The organism is Ktedonobacteraceae bacterium (genome assembly GCA_035653615.1).
Taxonomy (GTDB): domain Bacteria; phylum Chloroflexota; class Ktedonobacteria; order Ktedonobacterales; family Ktedonobacteraceae; genus DASRBN01.
Genome location: DASRBN010000030.1, coordinates 306,575 through 330,040 on the forward strand (window position 1 = coordinate 306,575; position 23,466 = coordinate 330,040).

The window sequence follows — 23,466 nt, forward strand, 5'->3', positions numbered from 1 at the left end:
AGTTCACCTTGCCAGAGAACGGGAAGAGTCGATAACATCGACCAGTTTGTGTTTCGCTTTACCTGTGCGCAACGTTTCACGGGCGAGTTTGACTCCATCGGGTAAAGATGCTACCTTTTCGTTTGCCAGCAGCGCGGCCCCCGCGTTCAGGCAGAGCATATCAGCTGCCGGTCCGTTGGACTCTCCGCTCAGGAGATTACGCAGCATTTCGGCGTTGTAGGCCGGGTCACCGCCCTGAAACGGCTGGCGATCTGTGACGCGGGTGAGTCCAACATCTTCCGGTGTGAGGGTGTACTCGCGTAATTCCTGCCCCTTGCGTACCTCGCAGATGCGTGTGGGAGCGCTCATCGAGCATTCATCAATACCATCTTCGCCGTGAATGATGAGCGCGTGTTCGCTGCCCATGCGCAGCAATACCTCGCCCATCTTTCGCAAAAGCGAGCCGTCGGCCACGCCCAGCACCTGGTAACGGGTATGGGCGGGATTGGTCAGCGGGCCAAGAATGTTGAATACGGTGCGGATGCCGATTTCACGGCGTGTCGGGCCAACATGCTTCATGGCGGGGTGGTAGGCGGGAGCAAACATGAAGCCGAATCCGACCTCCTTTACGCAGCGAGCGACCTCTTCAGGACCCAGGTCGATGCGCACGTTCAGAGCTTCCAGCACATCCGCGCTGCCACAGCGGCTGGTGGCGGAACGGTTGCCATGTTTTGCCACACACGCGCCTGCAGCGGCGGCGAGAATTCCTGCCGCTGTGGAAACATTGAATGTTCCTGCTCCATCGCCTCCTGTCCCGCATGTATCTATAGCGCGAGAGGCGATATTTTCATCCAGGAACACCTGCACGGCCTTAGCGCGCATGACAGAGGCCATGCCTGCGATTTCTTCGACCGTTTCACCCCCTGGACGTAAGCGCAGTGCTGTCAGGAACGCACCCATTTGCGCCGGAGTTGCTACTCCGGTCATAATTTCTTCCATCGCCGCCGCGGCTTCGCTCTCGCCGAGTGTAGCTCCGGCAGTGATATGCGCAATTGCTTCACGAATCATGATTTGCTCCTCTCCAGAAAGTTGCGTAGCAGGTCTTTTCCCACAGGAGTCAGAATTGACTCGGGATGGAACTGCACCCCTTCGACAGGGTAGGTACAGTGCCTGAGACCCATAATTAAACCATCTGCCGTCTCGGCAGTAATCTCCAGTTCGTCCGGGAGAGAAGATCGCTCGACGATGAGGCTATGATAGCGGTTGGCTACAAAAGGGATGGGGAGATTCTTAAAGATGCCCTGTCCCCGGTGATGAATCTGTGAAGTTTTGCCATGCATCAATTCTGGGGCATACACGACATGACCTCCGTGTACCTGCCCAATGGCCTGGTGCCCCAGGCATACGCCGAGTATGGGAATGCGCGGCCCGAAGGTTGCGATGATCGAGCAGGATAAGCCCGCCTCGTTGGGAGTACAGGGGCCGGGCGATATGACGATGTGATCGGGCTGCATTGCCTCAATCTGTTCCAGGGTCACTTCGTCATTGCGGTATACGCTTACGTTCGCGCCCAGTTCCGCGAGGTATTGATAGAGGTTGTAGGTAAAGCTGTCGTAGTTGTCAATCAGTAGCAGCATGGGAGCCTCCAATCTGGGAATGGGAACGCCGGGAATTCGCAATCAGTTCTGCTTCGTCCAGGGCGCGTAAGAGGGCTTTAGCTTTGTTCATACTCTCCTGGTATTCCTGGGCGGGTACAGAGTCGGCGACGATGCCGCCACCGGCTTGAATATAGGCTTTGCCATTCTGTATTACCATGGTGCGTAGGGCGATGGCCGTATCCAGGTTACCTGAGTAACCGAAGTAGCCTACGGCTCCCGCATAAACGCCTCGTTGCTCGCCCTCCAATTCGCAGATAATCTCCATAGCGCGAATTTTAGGCGCGCCTGAAACTGTTCCGGCTGGAAAACCGGAGCGCAAGGCGTTGTAGGGGGTAACATCCTGCCGCAGCTGGCCGGTGACGTTTGAAACCAGGTGCATTACATGCGAGTAGCGCTCGATTTCCATGAACTGGCTGACACGGACGCTGCCGGGTACACTGACCCGTCCAACATCGTTGCGGCCCAGGTCAACCAGCATGACATGCTCGGCCCGCTCCTTGGGATCATTTCTCAGCTCTTCCTCGAGCTTTTGATCGCTTTCCGGGTCGATCCCGCGTGGGCGGGTTCCGGCAATGGGATGGATGGTCACAATACCATCCTCGACGCGCACTAATAATTCTGGCGAGGCACCGATGATTTGAAAGTCCTGCAAGTCGAGAAAGAACATATAGGGGGCGGGATTAATGGCACGAAGCGCGCGATAGACGGTGAATGGCGCCGCATTGACGTGACGGCTGAGGCGCTGGGAGAGTACAACCTGAAAGATATCGCCCTCACGAATATACTCTTGCGCTCGCAGTACCATGGCCTCGAACTCCTCTGCTGTGCGGTTTGAGCTAATCCGCGTTGCTGCCATATCAGTGATAGGCGATGGTTCATCGGGCAAATGTGGTGATTGCTGTAATTGCTGCTCTATCCTGTCAAGTATCGCCTGAACCCTGGTATATTCGCTTTCCAGATCGAGAGTGTCCAGGTGCAGGTGTGTGACGATTCTGACGCGATGTTTGAGGTGATCGAAGACAACTACTGTTTCGGTGAAGCAAAAGATCGCCAGTGGCAAACCGAGTTCGTCCCGCGATGGAACAGGCAAATGTTCGAAGTGCGTCACAGCCTCATAGGCCAGGTAGCCGACGGCGCCGCCATGAAAACGCGGCAGTTCATCACAGCTGCTATCAATGGGCGCAACCAATCGATATTGACCTAGTTCGGACTCAACGAACTTCAATGGATCATGGCAGGAAATCTCTTCGATTTTTCCTGTGTCATCTTGTTTCTCGGATACGCCATAACCCCCTGGCATCCACCGGAGCATTGCCTTATCGCCGCGCTGTGTCATAACCAGGTATGGATCGATGCCTATGAATGAGTAGCGAGCAATATGCTCTCCACCTTCTACACTTTCAAGTAAAAAGCTGTAAGCAGGGACAGAGCCTGGAGCCTGTCCATATTTGACTTTGCAATAGGCCGAAACAGGCGTTTCCATATCGGCCAGGATATCGCGGCAAATTGGCAACAATGGGCGCCGGGTATCTTCAAGCACTGCCATTTCAGCATCACGTTTGCGGCGAATGTCTTCGACTGTTGGGCGATTGTTCATGGTTGTACCCGGATAGGCTCCAGGCATTGTCCCTACAGAATGCGGTGGTTGTCTTACCACATTTTCGATAGGCATCGTTACATCTCTCTTCCATTGAAAATTGTCATAAAAAAACGCCACTCTTCCCTTGCCAGGGACGAGAGGCGTAAAGCTTTCGTGGTGCCACCCTAATTCAGATCATCCATGTCAATTCCTGTAGGGACAGTGCCTTGTGCCTGTCCTGAGTCAGATGGATAATCCCTCTTTGCCGGATACGAGATCTTTCCATGCTACAATGGTAAGGATATATATCCTGTCCTCAGTAACGGGGGACATTCCGAAAGAGTCCTACTAATTCTTCGCGAGAAGAATGTTCGCTCTTTGCTCGCAGGCCCATTCAACGACTGCATCGGGTCGGGTTCCACCGGTGCCGACTCTCTGTGACCTTTGCGGGGTCGTTTACTTCTCCTGTTCGTCGCTTTTGGTATGCTGTTGTGTATGGTGAAAGTATACTGATGGTTATATGGTTTGTCAAGGATTTTACGACTTTCGAAAAAGCTTTATGCTTGATTAGCGATGTGTTATTATTTACCAGGCTGCTTTTATGGAATCTGTTGTTGAGAGTGTTTCTCTTGCATATGAGAAAGTAGGCTCTGGCACATGAGAAAATCTACCCATCCAGGTCCCAATCTACGTTTAAAGAAAGAGCGCGAGCTGCGGGGCTGGTCGCAAAAATATGTAGCCGACCAGATTGGAGCTGATCACTACTATTTGAGCAGGTGGGAACGGGGCACTGCCTCTCCCAGTCCATATTATCGACGCAAGCTGTGTACTCTCTTTGGGAAAGATGCCAGGGAATTGGGCCTGATCCCCGGTGACCGTGATGAGCCTGAAGATTCCAGCGCAGCCAGCTCGCAGCAGGTCGTTCCTGCACAACCCTTAGCCGCTCCGCCCATTCCAGATACGATATATGATCCCCCTATTCCTCTTCCGGCGGCAGGAGCGGTAGGACTGGTCGGGCGTCATGACATGCTGCGCCGGCTCAAGCAGCGCTTATGCAATCATACGAGTGTGGTGCTTACGGCGTTGAATGGTTTGCCGGGTGTTGGTAAGACGACTCTGGCGGTCATGCTGGCTCATGATCAGGATGTACGCGATCATTTCTCCGATGGTGTTCTCTGGTCGGGCTTAGGACCACATCCAAATGTGCCGGCGCTTCTTGGGCGTTGGGGTACATTGCTTGGCCTGGCATCAACAGAAGTGAACAGTTTAACCAGCATCGAATCCTGGGTTCGAGCCTTACACACACTGATTGGGGACCGCCGCGTGCTGCTCGTGATTGACGATGCCTGGGAAATCGATGACGCGCTCGCCTTCAAAATCGGCGGCCCTCATTGCGCCTACCTGTTGACGACCCGCTTTCCGCATATCGCGCTGCAGTTCGCGGCTGAGGGCGCTACGCTTGTTCGAGAGCTCAGCGAAGACGAGGGTGTTGAGTTATTAACGCGGCTTGCGCCGGAAGTTGTTGCTCAAGAGCCTGAGGCCGCGCGAGTGCTGGTACAATCGGTCGGCGGCCTACCCCTTGCCTTGACCATTATGGGCAAATATTTGCTGCTGCAATCGCATAGTGGCCAGCCCAGGCGCATACGTGCTGCTATAGAGAGGCTGCAAAATGTCGAGGAGCGTCTGCGACTCGTCGAACCACAGGCGTTCCTGGAAAAATCACCCAGTTTGCCAGTAGAAACGCCCATGTCTCTATCCGCAGTAATCGAGGTTGGCGATCAATATCTTGATGAGCAGGCGCGCGCGGGACTGCGTGCGCTTGCCGTTTTTCCGGCCAAACCCAATAGCTTCTCCGAGGAAGCTGCATTAGCCATAAGCAACGCGCCTGTTGAGATGCTAGACCGTTTGACCGATGCAGGAATGCTCGAGGGCAGCGGTCCCGAGCGCTATACCCTGCATCAGACAATCGCTGATTACGCGAGATCCCATCTGAATGACGTGAGTGCCTCTCATCGTATGGTTGCGTATTTTGTTCAATATGTTGAACTACATGAGAAAGATTATGATGCACTGGAGCAGGAGAGCAATAATATCTTCGCGGCCCTGCAAATAGCCTTCGAATTTGATCTACCGCGTGAGCTGGTGCGAGGGGTAAATGCTTTCTATCAATTCTTAGAGACGCAGGGATTGTACAGCCAGGCAGAGGAACACCTCAAGCGGGCACAACAGGCTGCTTTGATGCTGCATGATGACGCTGCTCTGGGGCGGGTGTTGCTCAACCTGGGAAAAGTGGCCGGAAAACAGACCGACTACAACCGGGCTGAGTCCTACCTGCACGAGGGATTGGCATTGGCGCGCCGTTTGGAAGATCAGGAACTGATCAGCGCCTTCCTGCAGGCTCTGGCCTCGATTGCTTATCGCCAGGGGGATTACGTCAGGACGGTCGAATACGCGCAGGAGGGTCTGATACTAGCGCGCCAACTTGCCCTTCATGAGCGCATCAGCACACTATTGAAAAGCCTGGCCGCGGTAGCAAGCGATCAGGGCGACTATGCGGGCGCTGAGACCTACCTGCAAGAAGGGTTGGCATTAGCGCGGCAGGCCAACTACGCCGAGGGTATTCGCCTCATGCTGACAAACCTGGGATGGTTAGCCCATATTCAGGGCAATTATGCCCAGGCAGAAGCGTACTGGCAGGAAGGGCTGGCCTTAGTACGTCGCATCGGGCATCGCGAGGGTATCAGCTTGTTGCTATTGAACCTGGGTGCTCTGGCCGGTGACCAGGGAAACTATGCCCAGGCAGAAATATACTTGCAAGAAGGTCTGACGATAGCACGTGAGATTGGGCATCGCGAATGGATCAGTGTCTTGCTGGCGAATCTGGGAGAGTATGCAGGGAAACAGAGGCATTACTCGCAGGCCGAGGCCTACTTCAACGAAGCTCTGGCGCTTGCTCGTGAAATAGGTCATCGCTGGATTATCGCTGGCATTCTTGGCACATGGGGAGAGCTTCAACTCGATCAACGACATTTCACTGAAGCGGGCGCTGCCTTTCATGAAATGTTGGAAATTGCTGCCGGCCAAAATCAAGGCTTGACCGCGGTTGCTCTTTATGGTCTTGCGCGCGTAGCGGCGGGGCGGGGCAATACTTCAGAAGCTCGTGAGCTGGCTCAAAAAAGTCTGACAATCTTTGAGACAACCGGTGACCACAGGGCTACTGAAGTACAGCGCTGGCTATATTCTCTTTCCGTCGAATAGATTGCGTCTGTATGTTCTACATGAATTCAGACAGAATAGCATCCTCTGCCGCGTAATCAAAATCTCTTGGGTCAATTTGTGCCGGAGGATTTGCTCGTTCCCAGGCAATAGTTCTCTTGAACGCCTCGTCCAGATCTATCCGCTCTTGATATCCCAGTTCGTCACGTATGCGCTTTGTATCGACGACGATATCCTGTTCGGCATTGATACCCCAACTCAATGGCTCCGGTAGTTTCCCATGAGGGACAAGCACAATATTCCCTTGCCATCCCGCTATCTCCCCGATCTTGCGTATGCGGTCCGCCATCGTCATCGTGATAGGTTCTCCCACGTTATAAATGCGCCCGCTCGCCCGCTCATCGGTAACGACCAGAACAATCGCAGCAGCAACATTCTCCACGTATCCATGTGCCCAGCGCCATTGAGCCTCCTTTTCATCAAGCAAGATGGCGGGGCGCCTATCATCCATACGCTTTAACCATGAAAACATGCGATGCTGGTAATCTCCTGGCCCATAGACCGCCGGAAGTCGTAAGATGGTGCTGGATAGCTCTGGATTCCCCATCACAACACGCTCGACGAGAATCTTATCGTAATCGTTCATCCACTGCTTCTGTTCTTCATTGCGCGGAGTTGCGCCACGATAAGGATAGAGATGCTCGCGCAAAGGCGAATCCTCGGTAATCGGTCCAGGTTCTGCCGGTCCTGACTCCTTGTTATTGACTCGTCCAAAAGCGCGATAGACATCCTGGCTGCTGATCGCGACCACCCTTCCGGCATTACCTCTAAACGTATTCATAACCTCCTGAGCATCCTGCTCAGTAAACGGGATCATGTCCAATACTACTTCGGGTTCAAAATTTCTAAACCTGTCGATATGAGAAGCAAGAGATCGTCGATCTCCCAGAACCTCCTGGACGCCCTGTGGCAAATCGATGGTATTTTGACCACGGTGAAAAACTATGACCTCATGGCCTGCATCGCTCAATAAGCGTACAACCAGAGGACCCATGAAGCGCGTACCGCCAATAACAAGAATACGCATAATACTTACCCTTTCAGTTTTCAAAAGCTTGTGACCTGTTATTGGCAAGCATACTAGCTATAAGTATATCTTTCAATAGAAAACCTATGCTATAAGCATAGCTATGCTGATGGAAATGCTATAAGCATGCATAACTGAAGTTTCTCTCCTGTCCTTTTTTCCCATTATGCCGTATGTTCCTGCAAAATTGCTCTCCTGAACCTATGTTATAATTTAGAGCAGTTTGACCCCTTACATCTCTCAGGGAGGATATTGAATGGATACTCTTTTCAAACGCTCTAAAGGGCAACTGGAAAAGATGAAAGCGGCTGTCAAAGACCATCAAAACTCGTTGGATTCTGCCGGAGAGCAATCTAATGAGCATAACCAGGTAGAGCCATTCTCTGCCGGAGATCGTCTTATTATGCTTTGCGACGGAGTATTTGCCATTGCAATTACACTGCTCGTCATCAACATTAAAATTCCTGCGGGCCTTACAGAAGATACATTCAACGCAGCTTTACGAACACAGTTGTTCTCTCAAGTCCTCTTCTACCTGATTACTTTCCTGGTTGTTGCGGGTTACTGGAGTGAGCATCGCCGCCTGATGAAACTTATTGAACGCATAGACCGGCGTTTCATCAGCCTCACTTTTCTGTTCCTGGCCTTTATTGCCTTTTTCCCGGTCACCTCCAGTATCGTGGGTGAAGGGTATGGATATCGAAGCGCTGTTATTTTATATACCTTAGCATTTGCCGGATGTGGCTTCTCCTCACTGCTGCTCTGGTTATATGCTTCGTGGCATCATAGACTAATCGATCCACAAATGACGCAGGACGAGATTATTTCACACGCAATTAATATTGCGCTGGCGCCGAGCTATTTCTCCCTTTCGCTGCTGTTGCTGTTTTCCTCTATCACGCCGGCCAATATTTTTTGGACCTGGCTCCTGCTGCCAGTGGTCGTCTTTGTCGTTCGTCGCATCCGGCAGAGCAAGTTAACGTGATAGGGTTTGAATCATAGTTCGTATTGACACAGGTCTATCTTGCCTCTACAATAAAAGCGGCTCGCGATCATTGAAAGAAGCGCTACTTTGCGCCTTCGCAACAGTAATGTAGGATGAGGAACTGCTATGCCGCGCTGCCCGAATCCCAGGTGTCGTACCGATTACCCGCCTGGGACATTTCGTTGCATCAATCCATTCTGCCAGTGTTTGCTGCCCGAGGCGGTAGTGGCCGGGCGCTACCGTGTTGAAACCTTGATCGGCCTTGGTGGCATGGGCGCGGTTTATCGCGCAAGCGATACATTTGAAATGCAGCAGGTAGCGCTCAAGGTGCTCACGACTACCGGCAAAAGCTCGGAGGATCAAGCAACGGCGGTGGAACGTTTCCGCCGCGAGGCCCGCTATGCGCACCAGCTTCACCATAAAAATGTTGTGCCTGTTCTCAATTTTGGTCTGGATGGCAACCTGCTCTATCTTGTCATGCCCCTGATTACCGGCGGCACGCTCAAGGCCCTGTTGAAGCCCGAACAGCCCTTACCCATAGCCCTGGCGCAGCGCTACCTCAATGAGCTGGCGGATGCTATCGATGCCATCCATGCCCATCCACAAAACATCGTGCATCGCGATATCAAGCCCTCGAATCTGCTCATCCACCAGGACGATGGACGCCTGGTCGTTGCCGATTTTGGCATCGCTCGTGCCATGCAGAAAGAGCGTCCCCTGACACAGGGAGGATGGGCCCTGGGTACGGAACACTATACGGCTCCCGAACAGGGACAGGGGAAGCCCGAACCCGCCAGCGATATCTACTCGATGGGCGTGCTGGCCTATCAAATGTTTACCGGCCTGTTGCCGTTCCAGGCCATTGTACGCACTCGCTCTACAGAACTCCCGATGCCCAGCAAGTTGAATTCATTATTGCCCCCGGCGATAGATGCAGCCATAATGCGAGCGACGGACGCAGATCCCGCGAAACGTTACAAAACGGCTCGCGAATTCGCCGATGCCATCAATAAGGCGATCTACGAGAGCGAAACTGAAAAGCAGTATGAGCCTCCCGCCGTCGTCTCCAGTAACCTCGCCACGATAGTCAGCCCCAATGTCGTGATACGCACAATTATTCCTGAGAATCCCTGCGGCGCGTGCGGGCAGGAAAATCGTAAGACTTCGCGCTTTTGCCGTCGCTGTGGGCATCGCCTGGATGAAACGTCACCGCTTGTGACCGGCGTATGCCAGGTTGGCTATGTTAGCGATACCGGTCGCCGTTACGTGGCCGCCGAGAATGAGGATATGCTGCTGATCGTACAGGGGTTGTGCGCAAATCTCGCGCCACCTCCGCGCCCGTTCGGACTGTTCGCGGTGGCCGATGGATTGCGCGGGCCGCAAGGCAAACCTGCCGGGGGACATGAAGCCAGTCGCCTGGCGATAGAGACCGTCGCGGATGTCCTGCTGCCTTTGCTGGCAACGCCGCTGCTCTCAAGTTCGTCAATGTCGCCGGGGAATAACTCGTTTTTATCCTCTGGTAGCCCGGCGAGGGGAGCTTTCATGCCGGCCCCTCCACCCGATACAATAGTCGAACAATGGATGAAGGAGGCGGTCAGGCGAGCAAATCTGGTAATTTACCACTGCAACGCAGATTATGAAACAAGTATGGCCAGTACCCTGACGACAGCGCTGGTCTATAAACATCGTCTCTATGTCACGAGTGTTGGGGATAGTCGAGCATATCATTATAACCCCGCGCGAGGATTGACCCGTATCACGACCGATCATACACTGGCGGCTAATCTGGTCGACGCCAAACTTTTTCAACCGGAAGAAATCTATAGCAACCCCAAGAATAAGCATCTCTATCGCTACCTTGGTCAAAATAATCAGATCCACATAGATTTTACTGAGCGCGAAGTTGAGGTGAATGATCTCGTCTTGCTTTGCACTAATGGACTATGGCATATGGTGCGCGATGAGCGCTTGAAAGAACTCCTTGCTCAGGGGGGAGACCCGCAGAAGCTCGCGCGCAAGCTGGTTGACGAGGCAAATCTGGCGGGCGGTGAGGGGAATGTGAGCGCAATAGTTGTGGGCATACAATAGACTGTGGCTATTTATTTTGGTGAATTTCAGATTGCGCCACTCGAAAGTATTTCTCATTTAACGCCTACGATACAGTTGTTGCGGCGAATCATTGACACTATCGAGGGTACGTCGAGATGATTTGGGGAAAAGTTTCTGTCAGATAATTGACGAGATCATGCGGCTACGAAGACCAGTTTACGAGCTTTCAGGGGTTATTTCGTAAATATTTATCATCCTGCTGTCAGCAACCATACTCTGAGCAATTCGGCTACACTCCAGGCCTGTGCATAGCAGCCGGCAGGCGTAAAAGGCGGTTCCGGCTCTGCAACCTCACAGATCGTGCCCAGGCAGAAATCCCACAGGTGATTGACCAGTGGCTGCAGGAGATGGGCCAATACCGCGCTGTCATTATGAAGGCGCAGGTACACATCGATATATGGTCCGATCAGCCAGGGCCAGACCGCTCCCTGGTGATAGGCCCCATCGCGTTCTTCACGATTACCATTGAAATGATTGCGATAGGCCGGGTCATCGGGACTCAAGGTGCGCAATCCCATGGGTGTCAGCAAGTGTTGCGTCACTTTCTCGAACATGCTGCGGATTTGCTCTTCAGAAAGCAGGTTGCGGGTAAGCGAAGTCGCGAACAACTGGTTCGGACGCAGTGAAGCATCGTTCTTTCCTGCTATCCCGTCAGCATCTACAACATCGTAAAGATATCCTCCATCTTCATACCAGAAGCGTGCCGCGAAGTTTTCACCCACACGAGAACGCAATTGACCATATTCAAGTGCATCCTTAGAGAGGTGTATCGCCCAGCTCTCCATATAGCCCAGCGCGCAATACCAGAGCGCGTTGATTTCTACCGGTTTTCCATGGCGCGGCGTCACCACCCAATCGTTCACTTTCGCATCCATCCATGTCAATTGCACTCCAGGTGCGCCTGCATGTAGCAGACCATCAGACGGGTCAACGCCGATATTGTAGAGCGTGCCTCGCACGTGCCAATCGATAATGCCGCTGAGTGTGGGGTACAGTTCTTTTACCAGCGACCAATCTCCTGTTGTCGTAGTGTAGTTATTGATCGCGTGAAACATCCACAGCGTCGCGTCGGCGGTATTATATTCCGGCGTCTCGCCGCTGTCGGGGAAACGATTTGGAATAAGCCCCTGATGCGTGTACGAGGCGAAGGCTTTGATCAGCCCGCGTGCCTCGCTGAATCTCCCCGTACAGAGCAGTAAACCGGGCAGGGAGATCATACTATCACGCCCCCAATCGGTGAACCAGGGATAGCCCGCTATGATTGTTTTGCGCTCGGGGGAAAGCCGGAAAGACTGGGTTTCATTACTATGATCGTTCCTCTTTTCTGGGCGAGCAACGATAAACTGATCGGCGGCAATGACCAGGCGGGCACGCACAGGGTCCTGCTGGGCTAAACTGGTGGTTGAGTGGTCCGCAATATCTAGCAGTTGCCGGATGCGTCTCGAGTGGCGTCTATGTGCTTCGACTACCGCACCCTCGTGATATGGGCCACCAAATTCCGTGGCGGCGCCTTCTTCCGCGCTTAAGACCAGTGTCACGCGTTCACCAGGCGCTATCTGCACGTGAAAAACGCCTGGCTGGTAGACATCATCCAGGTCCGGTAGACCTCGTTCTCTGTCTCGCCGGTGCAATACATGCCAATACCAGTAATCCGTAGGGGCAAATTTAGCTACTGACCCGGCAATCAGCCAGTAAGGCTGCGCTTCATCGTAGGCGCGAATGCAGCAGCTATTGCCCTTATTTTCAACCTGGAAATGCCAATCGAGCGAACCCTGGGTTGTGCTGTGATGATCGCGATACAGGCAAAATGGGAATAGGCGCAAATTCAGCGTTACATCGTTCAGTTCATTTTCGGATAGATCATGCACAATGTATTGCACATAGGTCGTATTCTGCCCATATTCCATCCAGATACGCTTTTCCAGGCGAAGATTGTTCTCAAGTGTGTAACGAAAGCAGGCTACGTCGCCCTCCAGTGCCAGGCGTTCAAGATAGTTATATCCTTGTGGGTCAATCGTGCCATCCTGGTATTCATTGACACCCAGCTTCAATACGTGCCCATCCGGCAGTTCGACTTCCTCATCGATCTTTGTTACCAGCACAGTGCGTTCGACGGGTGGATGGAGTGCGGCCACCAGCAGGCCATGATAGCTGCGCGTCGGTGCTCCTGCAATGGAACTTCCGGCATACCCTCCCAGCCCGTTGGTCACGAACCATTCGCGATCCAGCGCTGCCTGTACGTCTCCACAAATATCATGACCCACAAATAAATTCCATGCGTTGGAAGGAGTGTCGGCGGCCGCCTCTTCATAGTCGATGCTCATGAGGATTCTCCTCTTGCCGTCTTATTTTCTTCTGTAGGGATAGTACCTGATGCCTATCCTCATGCTTGTCCCCATAATGTTACACTGTACCGAATACGACTGACAAGGTGTACAGATGTACGAGGAAAACGCCAGGTTTGCTGCTCCCGTAGGGATAATGGCTCGTCCTCGTTGGGGCACAGGACGGGCACCAGGCACCGTCCCTACGGAATTCCCTGATTTGATTGTGAAAAATCATGATTGTCCAGGCATGTTTAAGCCAGCGCTGCCCGCATGCGCTCCAATGCCATCTCGATCCGCTCATCTGGTGCGGTTAGCGAGATGCGCGCGTAACCCTCACCTCTGTCTCCAAAATTTGTGCCGGGAGTGATGAAAACGCCTGTCTTGTCAAAAAGCCAGTTGGCGAAATCGCGCGATGTGAACCCCCTGGGTATACGTGCCCATACATACAACCCTGCTTGTGGTGGCTGCGCACGCATCCCGCATTCGTCGCACCCGGACACCAGCATATCCCGCCTTCGCCTGTAGATGGCATTGCGCTGTTCTATCCAGGACTCTGGCAGGCGCAGGGCCTCGATAGCGGCATACTGGATGGGCCGGAACATTCCACTATCGATATTGCTTTTCAAGCGCCCGACTGCATCTACAAGCTCAGGATTTCCCACCAGTATGCCGGCACGGAAACCCGCCATGTTATAGGTCTTGCTAAGCGAGTGGAGTTCAACCGCGATATCAAAGGCGCCCGGAATTTGTAGGATACTCATAGGGCGAAAATCACCGTAGTAGACCTCGGCATAGGCCATATCGTGAATGATGACCAGGTCGTGACGATGGGCAAACTCCACGGCATGTTCAAAAAAAGCGCGGTCGGCGCACGCCGTTGTCGGGTTATTCGGATAATTTAGCCAGAGCAGGCGCGCCCTCGCTAGCACATCCGCCGGGATACTTTCCAGATCAGGAAGATAGCCATGCTGTTCCAGCAGGGGCAGCATATATGGCTCCGCGCCTATTGTTGTGCAGGCAGTGACATACGCTGGATAATACGGGTCAGGGATAAGCGAAATATCCCCTGGATTGAGTACAGAGGTTGCCACATAGGAAATGCCCTCTTTTGAGCCAAGCAGGGGTAGTATATCGCGTTCGGGTGCCAGTTGCACGTCAAAGCGCCGCTCGAACCATTCTGCGAACGCCTCATGCAGCGCGCGCATACCACGATACTCTGGATAACGGTGATTTTCGGGGTTTTGCAGTGATTCGCATAGGCGATCTATAACGACCTGGGGCGCCGGCAGATCAGGGTCGCCCATCGAGAGGCTGATTACGTCTACGCCTGCTGCTTTACGGTCGGCTATTCTCTTTTTGGCGTCGGCAAAATGATAGGGTGGCAGGTTTTGTATGGTATTGGATAGATGCATCGAAATGGTACTCCTTCATGAAAATGCTCTATCCAATATTCTACTCCACCGGCTCCGCTTCGTACCAGTTTTTACCCGTCTTCAATTCCACTTTGATCGGCACATCCAGTTCCGCCACCCCCTCCATTAAGCGCTTCACCAGCGATTTTGCTCGTTCGAGTTCCTCAACGGGTACCTCGAAGACCAACTCGTCATGCACCTGCAAGATCATGCGCGTCTTCATGCGTCGTTGCTCGATCTCGTGCTGGATACGGATCATGGCAATTTTGATCAGATCAGCGTTCCCACCCTGTATGGGCATATTGATCGCTTCACGTTCGAGGGCCTGCCGTTCGTTGAATGGAAGACCATGCATATCTGGGAAGAAACGCTTTCTCCCAAACAACGTATTCACATACCCCTGCTTGCGAGCTTGATGAAGTGTGCTCTCAACATAATCCTTGATGCGTGGGAATGTTTCGTGATAGCGTTTGATGAAGTCTGATGCCTCGCTGTTGGTCATGCCCGTGATTTGAGCCAGCCCGAAAGCTGATTGTCCATACAGCACCGCGTAGACAACGGTCTTTGCCAGGCGGCGCTGATCTTTGGTGACCTCCTGCATGGGGACATTGAAGAGTGAAGCCGCGGTAATTTTATGAATATCCTCGTCCTTGTTGAAGGCTTCTACCAGTCGTGGCTCATGCGTAATATGGGCCAGGATGCGCAGTTCGAACTGTGAGTAATCGGCGGTCAACAGCACGTAGCTGGGATCGGCGATGAAGGCCCGGCGAATTTGTCGCCCCACTTCGGTACGAATGGGAATATTCTGCAAATTGGGATTGCTCGATGACAGCCGCCCACTCGATGCTATTGTCTGGTTAAACGACGTATGCACGCGGCCCGTCACCGGGTCCATCAATGCCAGCAGTCCATCGACATAGGTGGACTTCAGTTTTGCCAGCTGCCGGTACTCTAGCAGCAGATCGATCATAGGATGTTTCCCGCGCAGGTTCTCGATGACATCCGCGCTAACCGAGTAGCCTGTCTTCGTCTTCTTGCCAGATGGCAGTTTCAACTCTCCAAACAGGATATCGCCCAGTTGCTTCGTTGAATTGATATTGAACTGGTGCCCAACCGAGGCATAGATTTCCTTTTCGAGCGCGCTGATCTGTTCGCCCAGTCGTTCATTTAATGAGCGCAGGAAATCGCCATCGAGGGCCACGCCATATTTTTCCATCTGCAACAGTACCGGCAAGAGTGGCAATTCGATATTGTAGTACAGCTCCAGCAGACCATTACGTTTCAGCTCTTCTTTAATCGGCTCGACGAGGCGCAGCGTCATATCTGCGTCCGCGCCCGCGTAATCCGCTGCGAGGCGAATAGGCACCTGTGCCATGCTGATCATTTTGCTGCCCGTGCCGATCAATTGTGCAATCGGCGTCATCACATATCCCAGGCGCTGGAAGACCTGGTCCTTAAGCCCTAACCCGCGCCTCCCCGGGTCCGTCAGATAAGCTCCCAGCATCGTATCGAAGGCGAGACCGCACATCTTAATGCCATTCAGATCGAGCAGCAGCATATCGTATTTGGCGTTATGCATGTACTTGTTCACGGTCGTGTCTTCAAGCACAGGACGCAATTGCTCCAGCACGAATTTCAGGGGCAATTGTGTTTCTGGCCCCTGCCCATCAATCGTCGCGATATGCCCGACGGGAATATAGTACGCCTCGCCAGCTGCCATACTGCAAGAGATACCTACCAGTTGCGCATGCCAGGGGTCTTCCGATGTCGATTCGGTATCAAGCGCGAAACTCCCCGCCGCGTACAGACTTTTTACCAGGACCTGTAATGCCTCTTCGCTGTTGACAATCATAGTATTCGTCTTCCCGGCATCACCGGTGTCCAGGAAGAGCGGTTCGCTGTACTGGTTCGCGGGCAGGCGCAGTTTGGTAACAACCTCCGCAGGCGGTTCCAAATCTCCAAACAGGCTTAACTGTTCCGGTCCATCCTGCTCATCCACTTCAGTATCATCCTGTGACGCATGCCGGTGGGAATGGGAAGCGCCTGTCATTGTTATTGGCAATGCTACCACGCCCATAGCTGGTGGCTTTGGTGGGGCCACAATCGGTACAACTCCAACGGGAGCGGCCAGCAGTAGTTCCTCCTCTTGAGCAGGCACCGGCTCCGGCTTCTTTTTTTCTGCCTTCGAGCTGGATTGGCTGGAATCCGAATTGCCGGGAACCTTATCGACCAGGGTGCGAAACTCCAGTTCGCGGAAGAGCGCTACCACGCGTTCGCGGTTGATCTGTCCGACGCGGCAGGCTTCCAGGTCGAGTTTTACCGGAGCATCCAGTATGATTGTGGCCAGGTGCTTACTTTGCAACGCCTGCTCGCCCGTTTCGCGCAGTAAACGTTGCTCCTTCGGCGTCAATTCATCGAGATGAGCCAGCACGCCCTCCACGCTTCCATAGTCGATCAGCAGCTTCGCCGCCGTCTTCTCGCCGATGCCGGGTACGCCGGGAATGTTGTCGGATTTATCGCCAACCAATCCCTTGAAATCAGGCAACTTATCGGGTGGAAGACCATAGCGGGCAATGACGGCATTCACATCGTAGTTCGTCACTTCACTAATGCCACGTTTCGCGGCCATCACCTTCACATGCTCATTGACAAGCTGCAGCGTATCCATATCGCCAGTTAAGATGATTGTATCCACGCCCAGCTTTGCGGCCTGCACCGAAAGCGTTCCGATGATATCGTCGGCCTCATAACCGTCTTTTTCGTAAATAGGGATGCCGAAAGCCTCTACAACCTCGCGAATGCGACCGAACTGCGGTCGCATAATATCGGGTAACGTGGGTCGGTGTGCCTTATACTCAGCAAATTCCAGGTGGCGAAACGTCGGCGATGGCCGATCAAAAGTCACTGCCAGGTAATCGGGATGAACGTCGGCGTAGGCTTTCAGTAGAAAGTTGGTGAAACCAAAAGTTGCATTGACGACTTCACCCTTGCTCGTTACAAGGTCCTCCGGCACAGCGTGAAAGGCGCGATGAATCATGGCATGGCCATCGATCAAGACCAGTATTTTGCGTTCTCCTTGTGTCTTACTGGAGTTCGAAGCCTGATCTTGTGGCGAGAGATATTGGTGGGATTGACCAGAGCCATTTGTTTGTTTGTTTTGTTCTTCTGTCATATATGTTCCATTCTTTTATCTATGTCAAAATCCGGTAGTGTCCATCCATCCCGCCCTCCCAGGCACATAAGCTGGCATGTGATGGGTTGCCCTCCTCTGCCTCAATCAACGCAAATACCATCTGCGTGACATCGCGCAAGGGAACATCGCTCCAGTCTGGTTGGCGTAACCACTCGATCAATTGCGGGGTTAGTTCGTCCCTTGCCGGCAGTGCATAACGCGAGGTCCAGGTCGCCGTATTCAGATAAACCTGAGTTCCATCTTTAGGACGATCATTCCGCATCATATGTGTATGGCCAGCAATAGCATACCGCACTGCCGGATTATTTGCCAGCACAGTATGCATGCCTCTTGCTACATCCTCTGCCATTGCGTAAGGTCCAGGGATGCAAATCTCGGCGAGGGCTTCGGCAAGGGGCCATTCTAGTGACTCTCTCAGACGGAAAAATTGCATCAACTGCCCGGCCTCCGCCTGCTCACCTTCAGGGAGACTCTGCCAACCTGGCCTCCGCATCACCATATCCTGGGAAAAAGCCAGAAAATCTTGCATTGCCTCCTCGAACAGCGCTTGAACACCTCCATCCTTGTTTGCTCCCGCTGCTGCCTCTCGCTTATAGGAAAGCATTTTCATACTGAGTTCTGCTGTCTCCTGAACGAGTAGCGGATTGAGCAGGCAGAGCATAGCAATCTGACGCATTAAATCCATTGAGGGTTCAAAATGGTCAAAATATGGATACTGCGTGCTCATCGGATACGCCGCCTGCTGGAAATATTGCGTACCCAGCGGTAACTGAATCGTCGCCGGTCGGACTGCTATCGGCTCGCCTTTCTCATCCCATAAGCCCTGTACTGCATTCCAGAAATCGTGTTGATGACCGTGTTCAATCAATACATCCGGCAATGGACGATAACTCTGTGAAAGACAAAAATCTATCCCTTTCGATGCACCAATTGCCTCGTGAATGCGTTCTCGTACCTCCGCGAAACCCAGTTCAACATCGTGATTGCCACTAATGAATGTGACGTGCCGCCCCGGATGCTCTGCGAAGCGCCGCAGTGCTGTAAAGAATGGCTTGTGGGCGACAATCATCTTTTCCAGCTTTTCCAGTGCTGTACTCGAATCAATCACTTCATCCGTCTTATAGGGGGGAAGAGCGAGAAAGTCGAAGCAATCACCATTAATGATCAGCTCAACATCTTCGGCAAAACCCTGATTCGCAGTTGTAGAGAGTAATCCTTCGAGTGCGGATTGTTGCCGGTCACCAAATCCGTCCAGGACAGTCTGCCTGTCGGCAAGGTGGAGATCGCTGATCACGATTTTGAAGAAAGTCATACAAACCTCGTTATTATCATAAAGGCATTATCGTCTAGCCGTCACCGCCAGCGACTCTGGTGCTACGCGCTCAAGGCGTAATGAGACGAGACAGCTTTATTTTAGTATACTTGTGTCGAAATGTATAGTAAAGATAACTGAACTGACAGGTGGTGCTACAATATGTAGCACAAGATGTGTCGGCGTAGTATCTCACTGCATCTACCCATCTTGTCCGACCGGCAAACATAGTGAGCTACTAAGAAACCGGGAAACAGTGCGATGGAGAATCATGCAAGTGGGACCAGGTATATGAAAGGAGAAATACATCAGGTACCCATGCCACATGCTGATAATAGTATCATAGATCGCTTACCATCATCCACCTTCGTAGGAGAGAATCGTATGCCAGAACAAATGGATGAACTACTAACTGTGCGTGAAGTCGCTCGCCGTTTGCGAGTCGACGACACCACCGTGCGCCGCTGGATTAAAAATGGCGCTCTCGAAGCCGTGACCCTTCCTCATAGTGGGAAACGCCAGGCCTACCGTGTCAAGAAATCCACTATGGATAAGCTGCTTCAGAGTCCCCAGTTGCCCGCGTAGGCTTGTTGTAATCAGATGTCCATGCTGGCGGACGTCTATCCCCCCTCGCGTCTCGCCAGCTTGTGTTATGCTTCCTTGCAAGCTAATAATGAGGAGTATTTTTGCGCTTTCCGTTTCACTACCATAAAATGCTAGCGCCACAATGCCTCTTGTTACTCTCACTTGCGTGCGCCGTTCCATAAAATGAGCAAGACAAGGGAATACATTATCAAACCGGCCCGTAAAACCCCTGACTTCAGACATGGGGATAGAAGGGCCGTTCGTTGAGAATCAAAAGCATGTGTAAGCACGCATACAAGTTTAGACTGTATCCAACCAGGAAGCAGGAGCAACTCCTCACCTGGACGCTTGACCGTGCCAGGGAACTCTACAATGCTGCATTGCAAGAGAGAAAAGACGCCTCTCGTATGGCTGGCAAAACGATCAACTACTACGATCAAGCCAACCAATTGCCCGAGATCAAAGAGATGAGGCAAGAGTATCAGCACATCCATAGCCAGGTCCTCCAGGATGTCCTTCGACGTGTCGATAAGGCGATAAAAGCCTTTTTTAGACGAGTCAAGGCCGGTGAAAAGCCAGGCTACCCCAGGTTTCAAGGCCGCAATCGCTATGATAGTTTCTGCTACCCACAAGGAGGCTACTCCCTCACGGCGGATAATCGCATCTGTCTCTCCAAAATCGGCAGCATCAAGCTGAAGCTGCATCGTCAGATCAAGGGAACCATCAAGACCGCCACGATCAAACGAGAGGGCGATTGCTGGTTTATCATTTTTGCCTGTGAAGTGGAAGACTCCCCAAAGCTGGCCTGCACCGGCGAGGCGGTAGGGATTGATCTCGGTCTCACCCACTTTGCCACCCTTTCGACAGGAGACACGATAGACAATCCTCGCTATTTCCGCCAGTCTGAGAAGAAACTAGCCAGAGCTCAACAGAAACTTTCACGTAAAAAGAAGGGCAGCAAGCGCCGCGAGAAAGCCGCGAAACTGCTTGGCAAGCTCCACCGAAAAGTACGACGCCAGCGCCAGGACTTCCTACATAAGCAATCGAGGCAACTGGTGGATACCTATGAAACGATTGTGTTTGAAGACTTGCAACCTACCAATCTTTTCAGGCAGCCTAAGCCCAAACAGGATGAAAATGGCACCTATCTCCCCAATGGCGCGTCTGCCAAAGGTGGCTTGAACAAATCAATCAATGATGCTGGTTGGTCTCAATTCCAACAGTACTGTACCTACAAAGCTGCAAACGCTGGTAGAGAAGTACTGTTCGTTCACCCCCGGTATACCAGCCAGATCTGTAGCGGCTGTGGCACGGTCAAGAAAAAAGACCTGAGTGAACGCTGGCACTCCTGCGAGTGTGGCACGGAGTTAGACCGCGATCACAACGCCGCGATAAACATCCTTCGGCTCGGGCAGAGCCTTCAAGGGACGCGCCCTTGAGAAGCCCCTTGCCTTTAGGCATGGGGAGTTGTCACGAGAAAAGGGAAAGTTTAGTGTCTTTGCCCTTGACGTTTTCGGTTTGGCTGCTATACTTCTTCCACCGGAGGCGGCAGGGGCCAGATCATTGCCTTAGCCTGGATAGGGGATTGAAACTAGATTATGAGTTATCAGCGCCTTATGCCACCGGCCAATCCTGAGCAGGATGAAATCTTACGCGAACGGCGCATGGCGCGTGCGCAACGCCGTAAGCAGAGCCGGCGTGCCCGCCTCATCCTGTGGGGTACAATTGGCAGTAGCATTATCCTGCTCGGGCTGATCGGCTTCATTTACTGGAACATCCAATGGCTGCTGAGTCATGATGCTAAATACCCGGCCATTAATGGTGTACCTTGCGAGTCGAGCATGTCTGTGAACTACCATATTCATGTTCACCTTAGCATCTACGTGAATGGCAAGAATATTACCATTCCTAAAGGGATTGGCATCGCATCCGATGGCAGTTGCTTCTACTGGCTGCACACCCATACCAGCGATGGCATTATCCATGTCGAGGCGCCCCAACAAGCGTCCAACCAGAAACTTGATGATTTCATGACTATCTGGCATGACGGCTTTGCCAATCTTGGTTTCCCCAGCGTACTTACACAGCAGACCGGGTGGAAAGTCTATATCGCTGGCAAACCTTTCACCGGAGTGGTCACCTCACCTCTCAATACCGAAGTGCCGCTCACCTCGCACGAAGTCATCACTTTTGAGTATGGCTCGCACAATCCACCGCCTGATCGCTACTACGCGTTCCCGGCGGATTTACCCACGTAATGGTGAGCCTGGGAAAACGCGAAAAAGTGCTTGACACCCACTGTGCGGTTTGGTATACTCTCTCCATAACGAAGCGGTAAAGGGTCCTGCTTCCGGTGTACTGAGAGCATACCGGAACTGCCCTGCTCTTTAGACAAGTCTATAAAGCTAATAGTGGAGAGGTCGCATAGAGGCCTAGTGCGAGCGTTTGCTAAATGCTTGAGGTTAACCACCTCCGTGGGTTCGAATCCCACCCTCTCCGCCTATAGGGGCGTAGCTCAATTGGCAGAGCACTCGTCTCCAAAACGAGCGGTTGCACGTTCGACTCGTGTCGCCCCTGCCAAACCACCTGAACATCATTTTCAGGTGGTTTTATTTTCCCTTAAAGTTGAATAGCAGAATTGGACTTCACCTCATCCAGCAGTTGACACAGCATAGATAATAAGAGAGGGGCATATGTACTGTTAGCAGGAGGGAGTCTGCTCATGAACATTGCACTGCTCGAAGATAACCCTGCCGTTCTCGATTACATGTCTACTGCTTTGCGTATGGCCGGCCATAACGTCTCCACACATGTCGAGAGTTCCTCGCTCCTCGCCGCTCTCTTTCACCCGGCAGGCGTTTGCTCACCGCTGCCCTATGACCTCGTTATCGTTGATCTGCTGCTGCCGGGCGATATGTCTGGGGTCGAGGCCATCCATCGCATTCGTCAAAGCATCCCGCCAGACACGTTGCCTATCGTCATTGTTTCGGCTTGCAGCCAGTATGAGTTGGCGCAGGTCAAAGCACGCTTCCCTCATATTCCCATGTTGCGCAAACCTTTTAAAATGAGCAAACTCTTGCAAACCATTAACCAGCTAAAGCCTGTCTGAGAGCTACCGGTTAATGCTGCCGGATGGCATGTTCATTGTCGAGGGCATGTAGCAGGTCTTTGAATGTGCGGACTAGCGTGTGATTGCGCAGCCGGTAATAGATGGCGTTCCCTTCTCTACGTGAAGCAATCAGACCGGCGTTGGAGAGTTGCTTTAAATGGCCTGATATAGTAGCGGGAGACAATTTCAAGTGTTTCGCGATATCGCCGGAACGTATCTCTATAGGAAGTGTTTGATCATTGTTATCCGGTATCGCCAGCAACTCCAGAATTTGCCGGCGAGTGCTGTCGCACATCATAGATAGGAAATGATCTACGAATTGCTCAATTTCGGCAGGGCGATGATGAAATGGAGGCTCTGCCGGTGTCTTTGTCACTTCTGATGATTGTTCAATCGACATACAAACAAATCCCTTTTCCACGTAATGTTGGTAGCAGTATCGAATACTCTACACTATACACGCGACGAACCCCCATGGAGTTACAAATTTGGGCAAATCTGAACTATTGCTATGAACTGATGGCTCTAGTCATCGGGAACAAGGATGACCACAAACGGATAGTCGAGTGGGAAAAGGTTGGATGAGTTAACGAGGACCGGGGCGGTAACCAGGTACACGGACCTGGATGTCCAATGATAAATTCGCCCACTGTCGATCGGTTGTAAATACAGAGAGATTTCGGCTCTGTGCCAGGGCAAGACAACATCGGTCTCCCAGAGAAAGGCCGGCATGCTTTGTGAGAGTTCGCAATAATCCAGCAATATAAGCAAGTTCGTAACTACTCAGGTGTCCTAGAGATTTGCCAAAGAGTTCAACATCCTGTAGAGTAAGGGCATGACGCCAGAAGAAGAACTGCTTCAGCTTCGACAAGAGAATAAAGACTTGCATGAGCGACTGGCCCAACGAGATGAACT

At 52.5% G+C, this 23,466-nt stretch carries 17 protein-coding genes and 2 tRNA genes; 9 read left to right on the plus strand and 10 right to left on the minus strand.

Features of this window, described 5'->3' with window-relative positions:
* Positions 1-3 precede the first annotated feature (3 nt).
* Genes trpD through trpE form a run of 3 tightly spaced genes read right to left on the minus strand, consistent with a single transcriptional unit; the run spans position 4 to position 3,309 of the window.
* A complete protein-coding gene (gene trpD / locus VFA09_16350; protein HZU68850.1) occupies positions 4-1,047 on the minus strand; it encodes an anthranilate phosphoribosyltransferase in 1,044 nt (347 codons plus the stop codon).
* On the minus strand, positions 1,044-1,616 hold the full coding sequence (locus tag VFA09_16355; protein ID HZU68851.1) for an aminodeoxychorismate/anthranilate synthase component II: 573 nt from the start codon (positions 1,614-1,616) through the stop codon (positions 1,044-1,046). The genes trpD and VFA09_16355 overlap by 4 nt, the downstream gene beginning before the upstream one ends.
* The gene (trpE, locus tag VFA09_16360) at positions 1,600-3,309 is read right to left on the minus strand and encodes an anthranilate synthase component I (protein HZU68852.1); all 1,710 of its coding nucleotides are present in this window, start codon (positions 3,307-3,309) and stop codon (positions 1,600-1,602) included. The genes VFA09_16355 and trpE overlap by 17 nt, the downstream gene beginning before the upstream one ends.
* Before the next feature lie 564 nt (positions 3,310-3,873).
* Between trpE and VFA09_16365 the strand changes: the two genes are divergently transcribed.
* Positions 3,874-6,474 carry a tetratricopeptide repeat protein gene (locus VFA09_16365; GenBank protein ID HZU68853.1) on the plus strand — a complete coding sequence of 867 codons (2,601 nt, stop codon included), beginning with the start codon at positions 3,874-3,876 and terminating at the stop codon, positions 6,472-6,474.
* Positions 6,475-6,490: 16 nt separating this feature from the next.
* On the opposite strand, the gene VFA09_16370 is transcribed toward VFA09_16365, so the two are convergent.
* Positions 6,491-7,519 (minus strand): NAD-dependent epimerase/dehydratase family protein, encoded by a 1,029-nt coding sequence (locus VFA09_16370; GenBank protein ID HZU68854.1) that lies wholly within the window; start codon positions 7,517-7,519, stop codon positions 6,491-6,493.
* A gap of 256 nt (positions 7,520-7,775) precedes the next feature.
* On the opposite strand from VFA09_16370, the gene VFA09_16375 reads away from it, so the two are divergent.
* Both VFA09_16375 and VFA09_16380 read left to right on the plus strand, forming a co-directional pair.
* A complete protein-coding gene (locus VFA09_16375; protein HZU68855.1) occupies positions 7,776-8,504 on the plus strand; it encodes a TMEM175 family protein in 729 nt (242 codons plus the stop codon).
* Between the two features lie 126 nt (positions 8,505-8,630).
* A complete protein-coding gene (locus VFA09_16380; GenBank protein HZU68856.1) occupies positions 8,631-10,592 on the plus strand; it encodes a protein kinase in 1,962 nt (653 codons plus the stop codon).
* 212 nt (positions 10,593-10,804) lie between these two features.
* Here VFA09_16380 and VFA09_16385 read toward each other — a convergent pair whose 3' ends face one another.
* The 4 genes from VFA09_16385 to VFA09_16400 form a co-directional block, all read right to left on the minus strand.
* Positions 10,805-12,937, minus strand: coding sequence for an amylo-alpha-1,6-glucosidase (locus VFA09_16385; GenBank protein ID HZU68857.1), 2,133 nt, complete (start codon positions 12,935-12,937; stop codon positions 10,805-10,807).
* 254 nt (positions 12,938-13,191) lie between these two features.
* Entirely contained in the window at positions 13,192-14,352 is a 1,161-nt protein-coding gene (locus tag VFA09_16390; protein HZU68858.1) for an LL-diaminopimelate aminotransferase, read from the minus strand.
* 40 nt (positions 14,353-14,392) lie between these two features.
* Positions 14,393-17,524 (minus strand): DNA polymerase I, encoded by a 3,132-nt coding sequence (gene polA / locus VFA09_16395; GenBank protein ID HZU68859.1) that lies wholly within the window; start codon positions 17,522-17,524, stop codon positions 14,393-14,395.
* A gap of 19 nt (positions 17,525-17,543) precedes the next feature.
* The gene (locus VFA09_16400; protein HZU68860.1) at positions 17,544-18,857 is read right to left on the minus strand and encodes a hypothetical protein; all 1,314 of its coding nucleotides are present in this window, start codon (positions 18,855-18,857) and stop codon (positions 17,544-17,546) included.
* A 384-nt stretch (positions 18,858-19,241) separates the two neighbouring features.
* Between VFA09_16400 and VFA09_16405 the strand changes: the two genes are divergently transcribed.
* From VFA09_16405 to VFA09_16430, 6 genes are all read left to right on the plus strand, one after another.
* On the plus strand, positions 19,242-19,442 hold the full coding sequence (locus tag VFA09_16405) for a helix-turn-helix domain-containing protein (GenBank protein ID HZU68861.1): 201 nt from the start codon (positions 19,242-19,244) through the stop codon (positions 19,440-19,442).
* 278 nt (positions 19,443-19,720) lie between these two features.
* Positions 19,721-20,881: a transposase gene (locus VFA09_16410; GenBank protein ID HZU68862.1), complete on the plus strand. Its 1,161-nt coding sequence runs from the start codon at positions 19,721-19,723 to the stop codon at positions 20,879-20,881.
* A 159-nt stretch (positions 20,882-21,040) separates the two neighbouring features.
* Positions 21,041-21,700: a hypothetical protein gene (locus VFA09_16415; GenBank protein ID HZU68863.1), complete on the plus strand. Its 660-nt coding sequence runs from the start codon at positions 21,041-21,043 to the stop codon at positions 21,698-21,700.
* 155 nt (positions 21,701-21,855) lie between these two features.
* Positions 21,856-21,941, plus strand: a tRNA-Ser gene (locus tag VFA09_16420).
* 5 nt (positions 21,942-21,946) lie between these two features.
* Positions 21,947-22,022: transfer RNA gene (locus VFA09_16425), tRNA-Trp, on the plus strand.
* 142 nt (positions 22,023-22,164) lie between these two features.
* Complete coding sequence (locus tag VFA09_16430; GenBank protein HZU68864.1) at positions 22,165-22,551, plus strand: response regulator; 387 nt, start codon at positions 22,165-22,167, stop codon at positions 22,549-22,551.
* 10 nt (positions 22,552-22,561) lie between these two features.
* Here VFA09_16430 and VFA09_16435 read toward each other — a convergent pair whose 3' ends face one another.
* Together VFA09_16435 and VFA09_16440 are read right to left on the minus strand one after the other, a co-directional pair.
* A complete protein-coding gene (locus VFA09_16435) occupies positions 22,562-22,951 on the minus strand; it encodes a metalloregulator ArsR/SmtB family transcription factor (GenBank protein HZU68865.1) in 390 nt (129 codons plus the stop codon).
* A 186-nt stretch (positions 22,952-23,137) separates the two neighbouring features.
* Positions 23,138-23,466 (minus strand): hypothetical protein (locus tag VFA09_16440; protein HZU68866.1); only part of this gene is annotated, 329 nt, incomplete at its 5' end.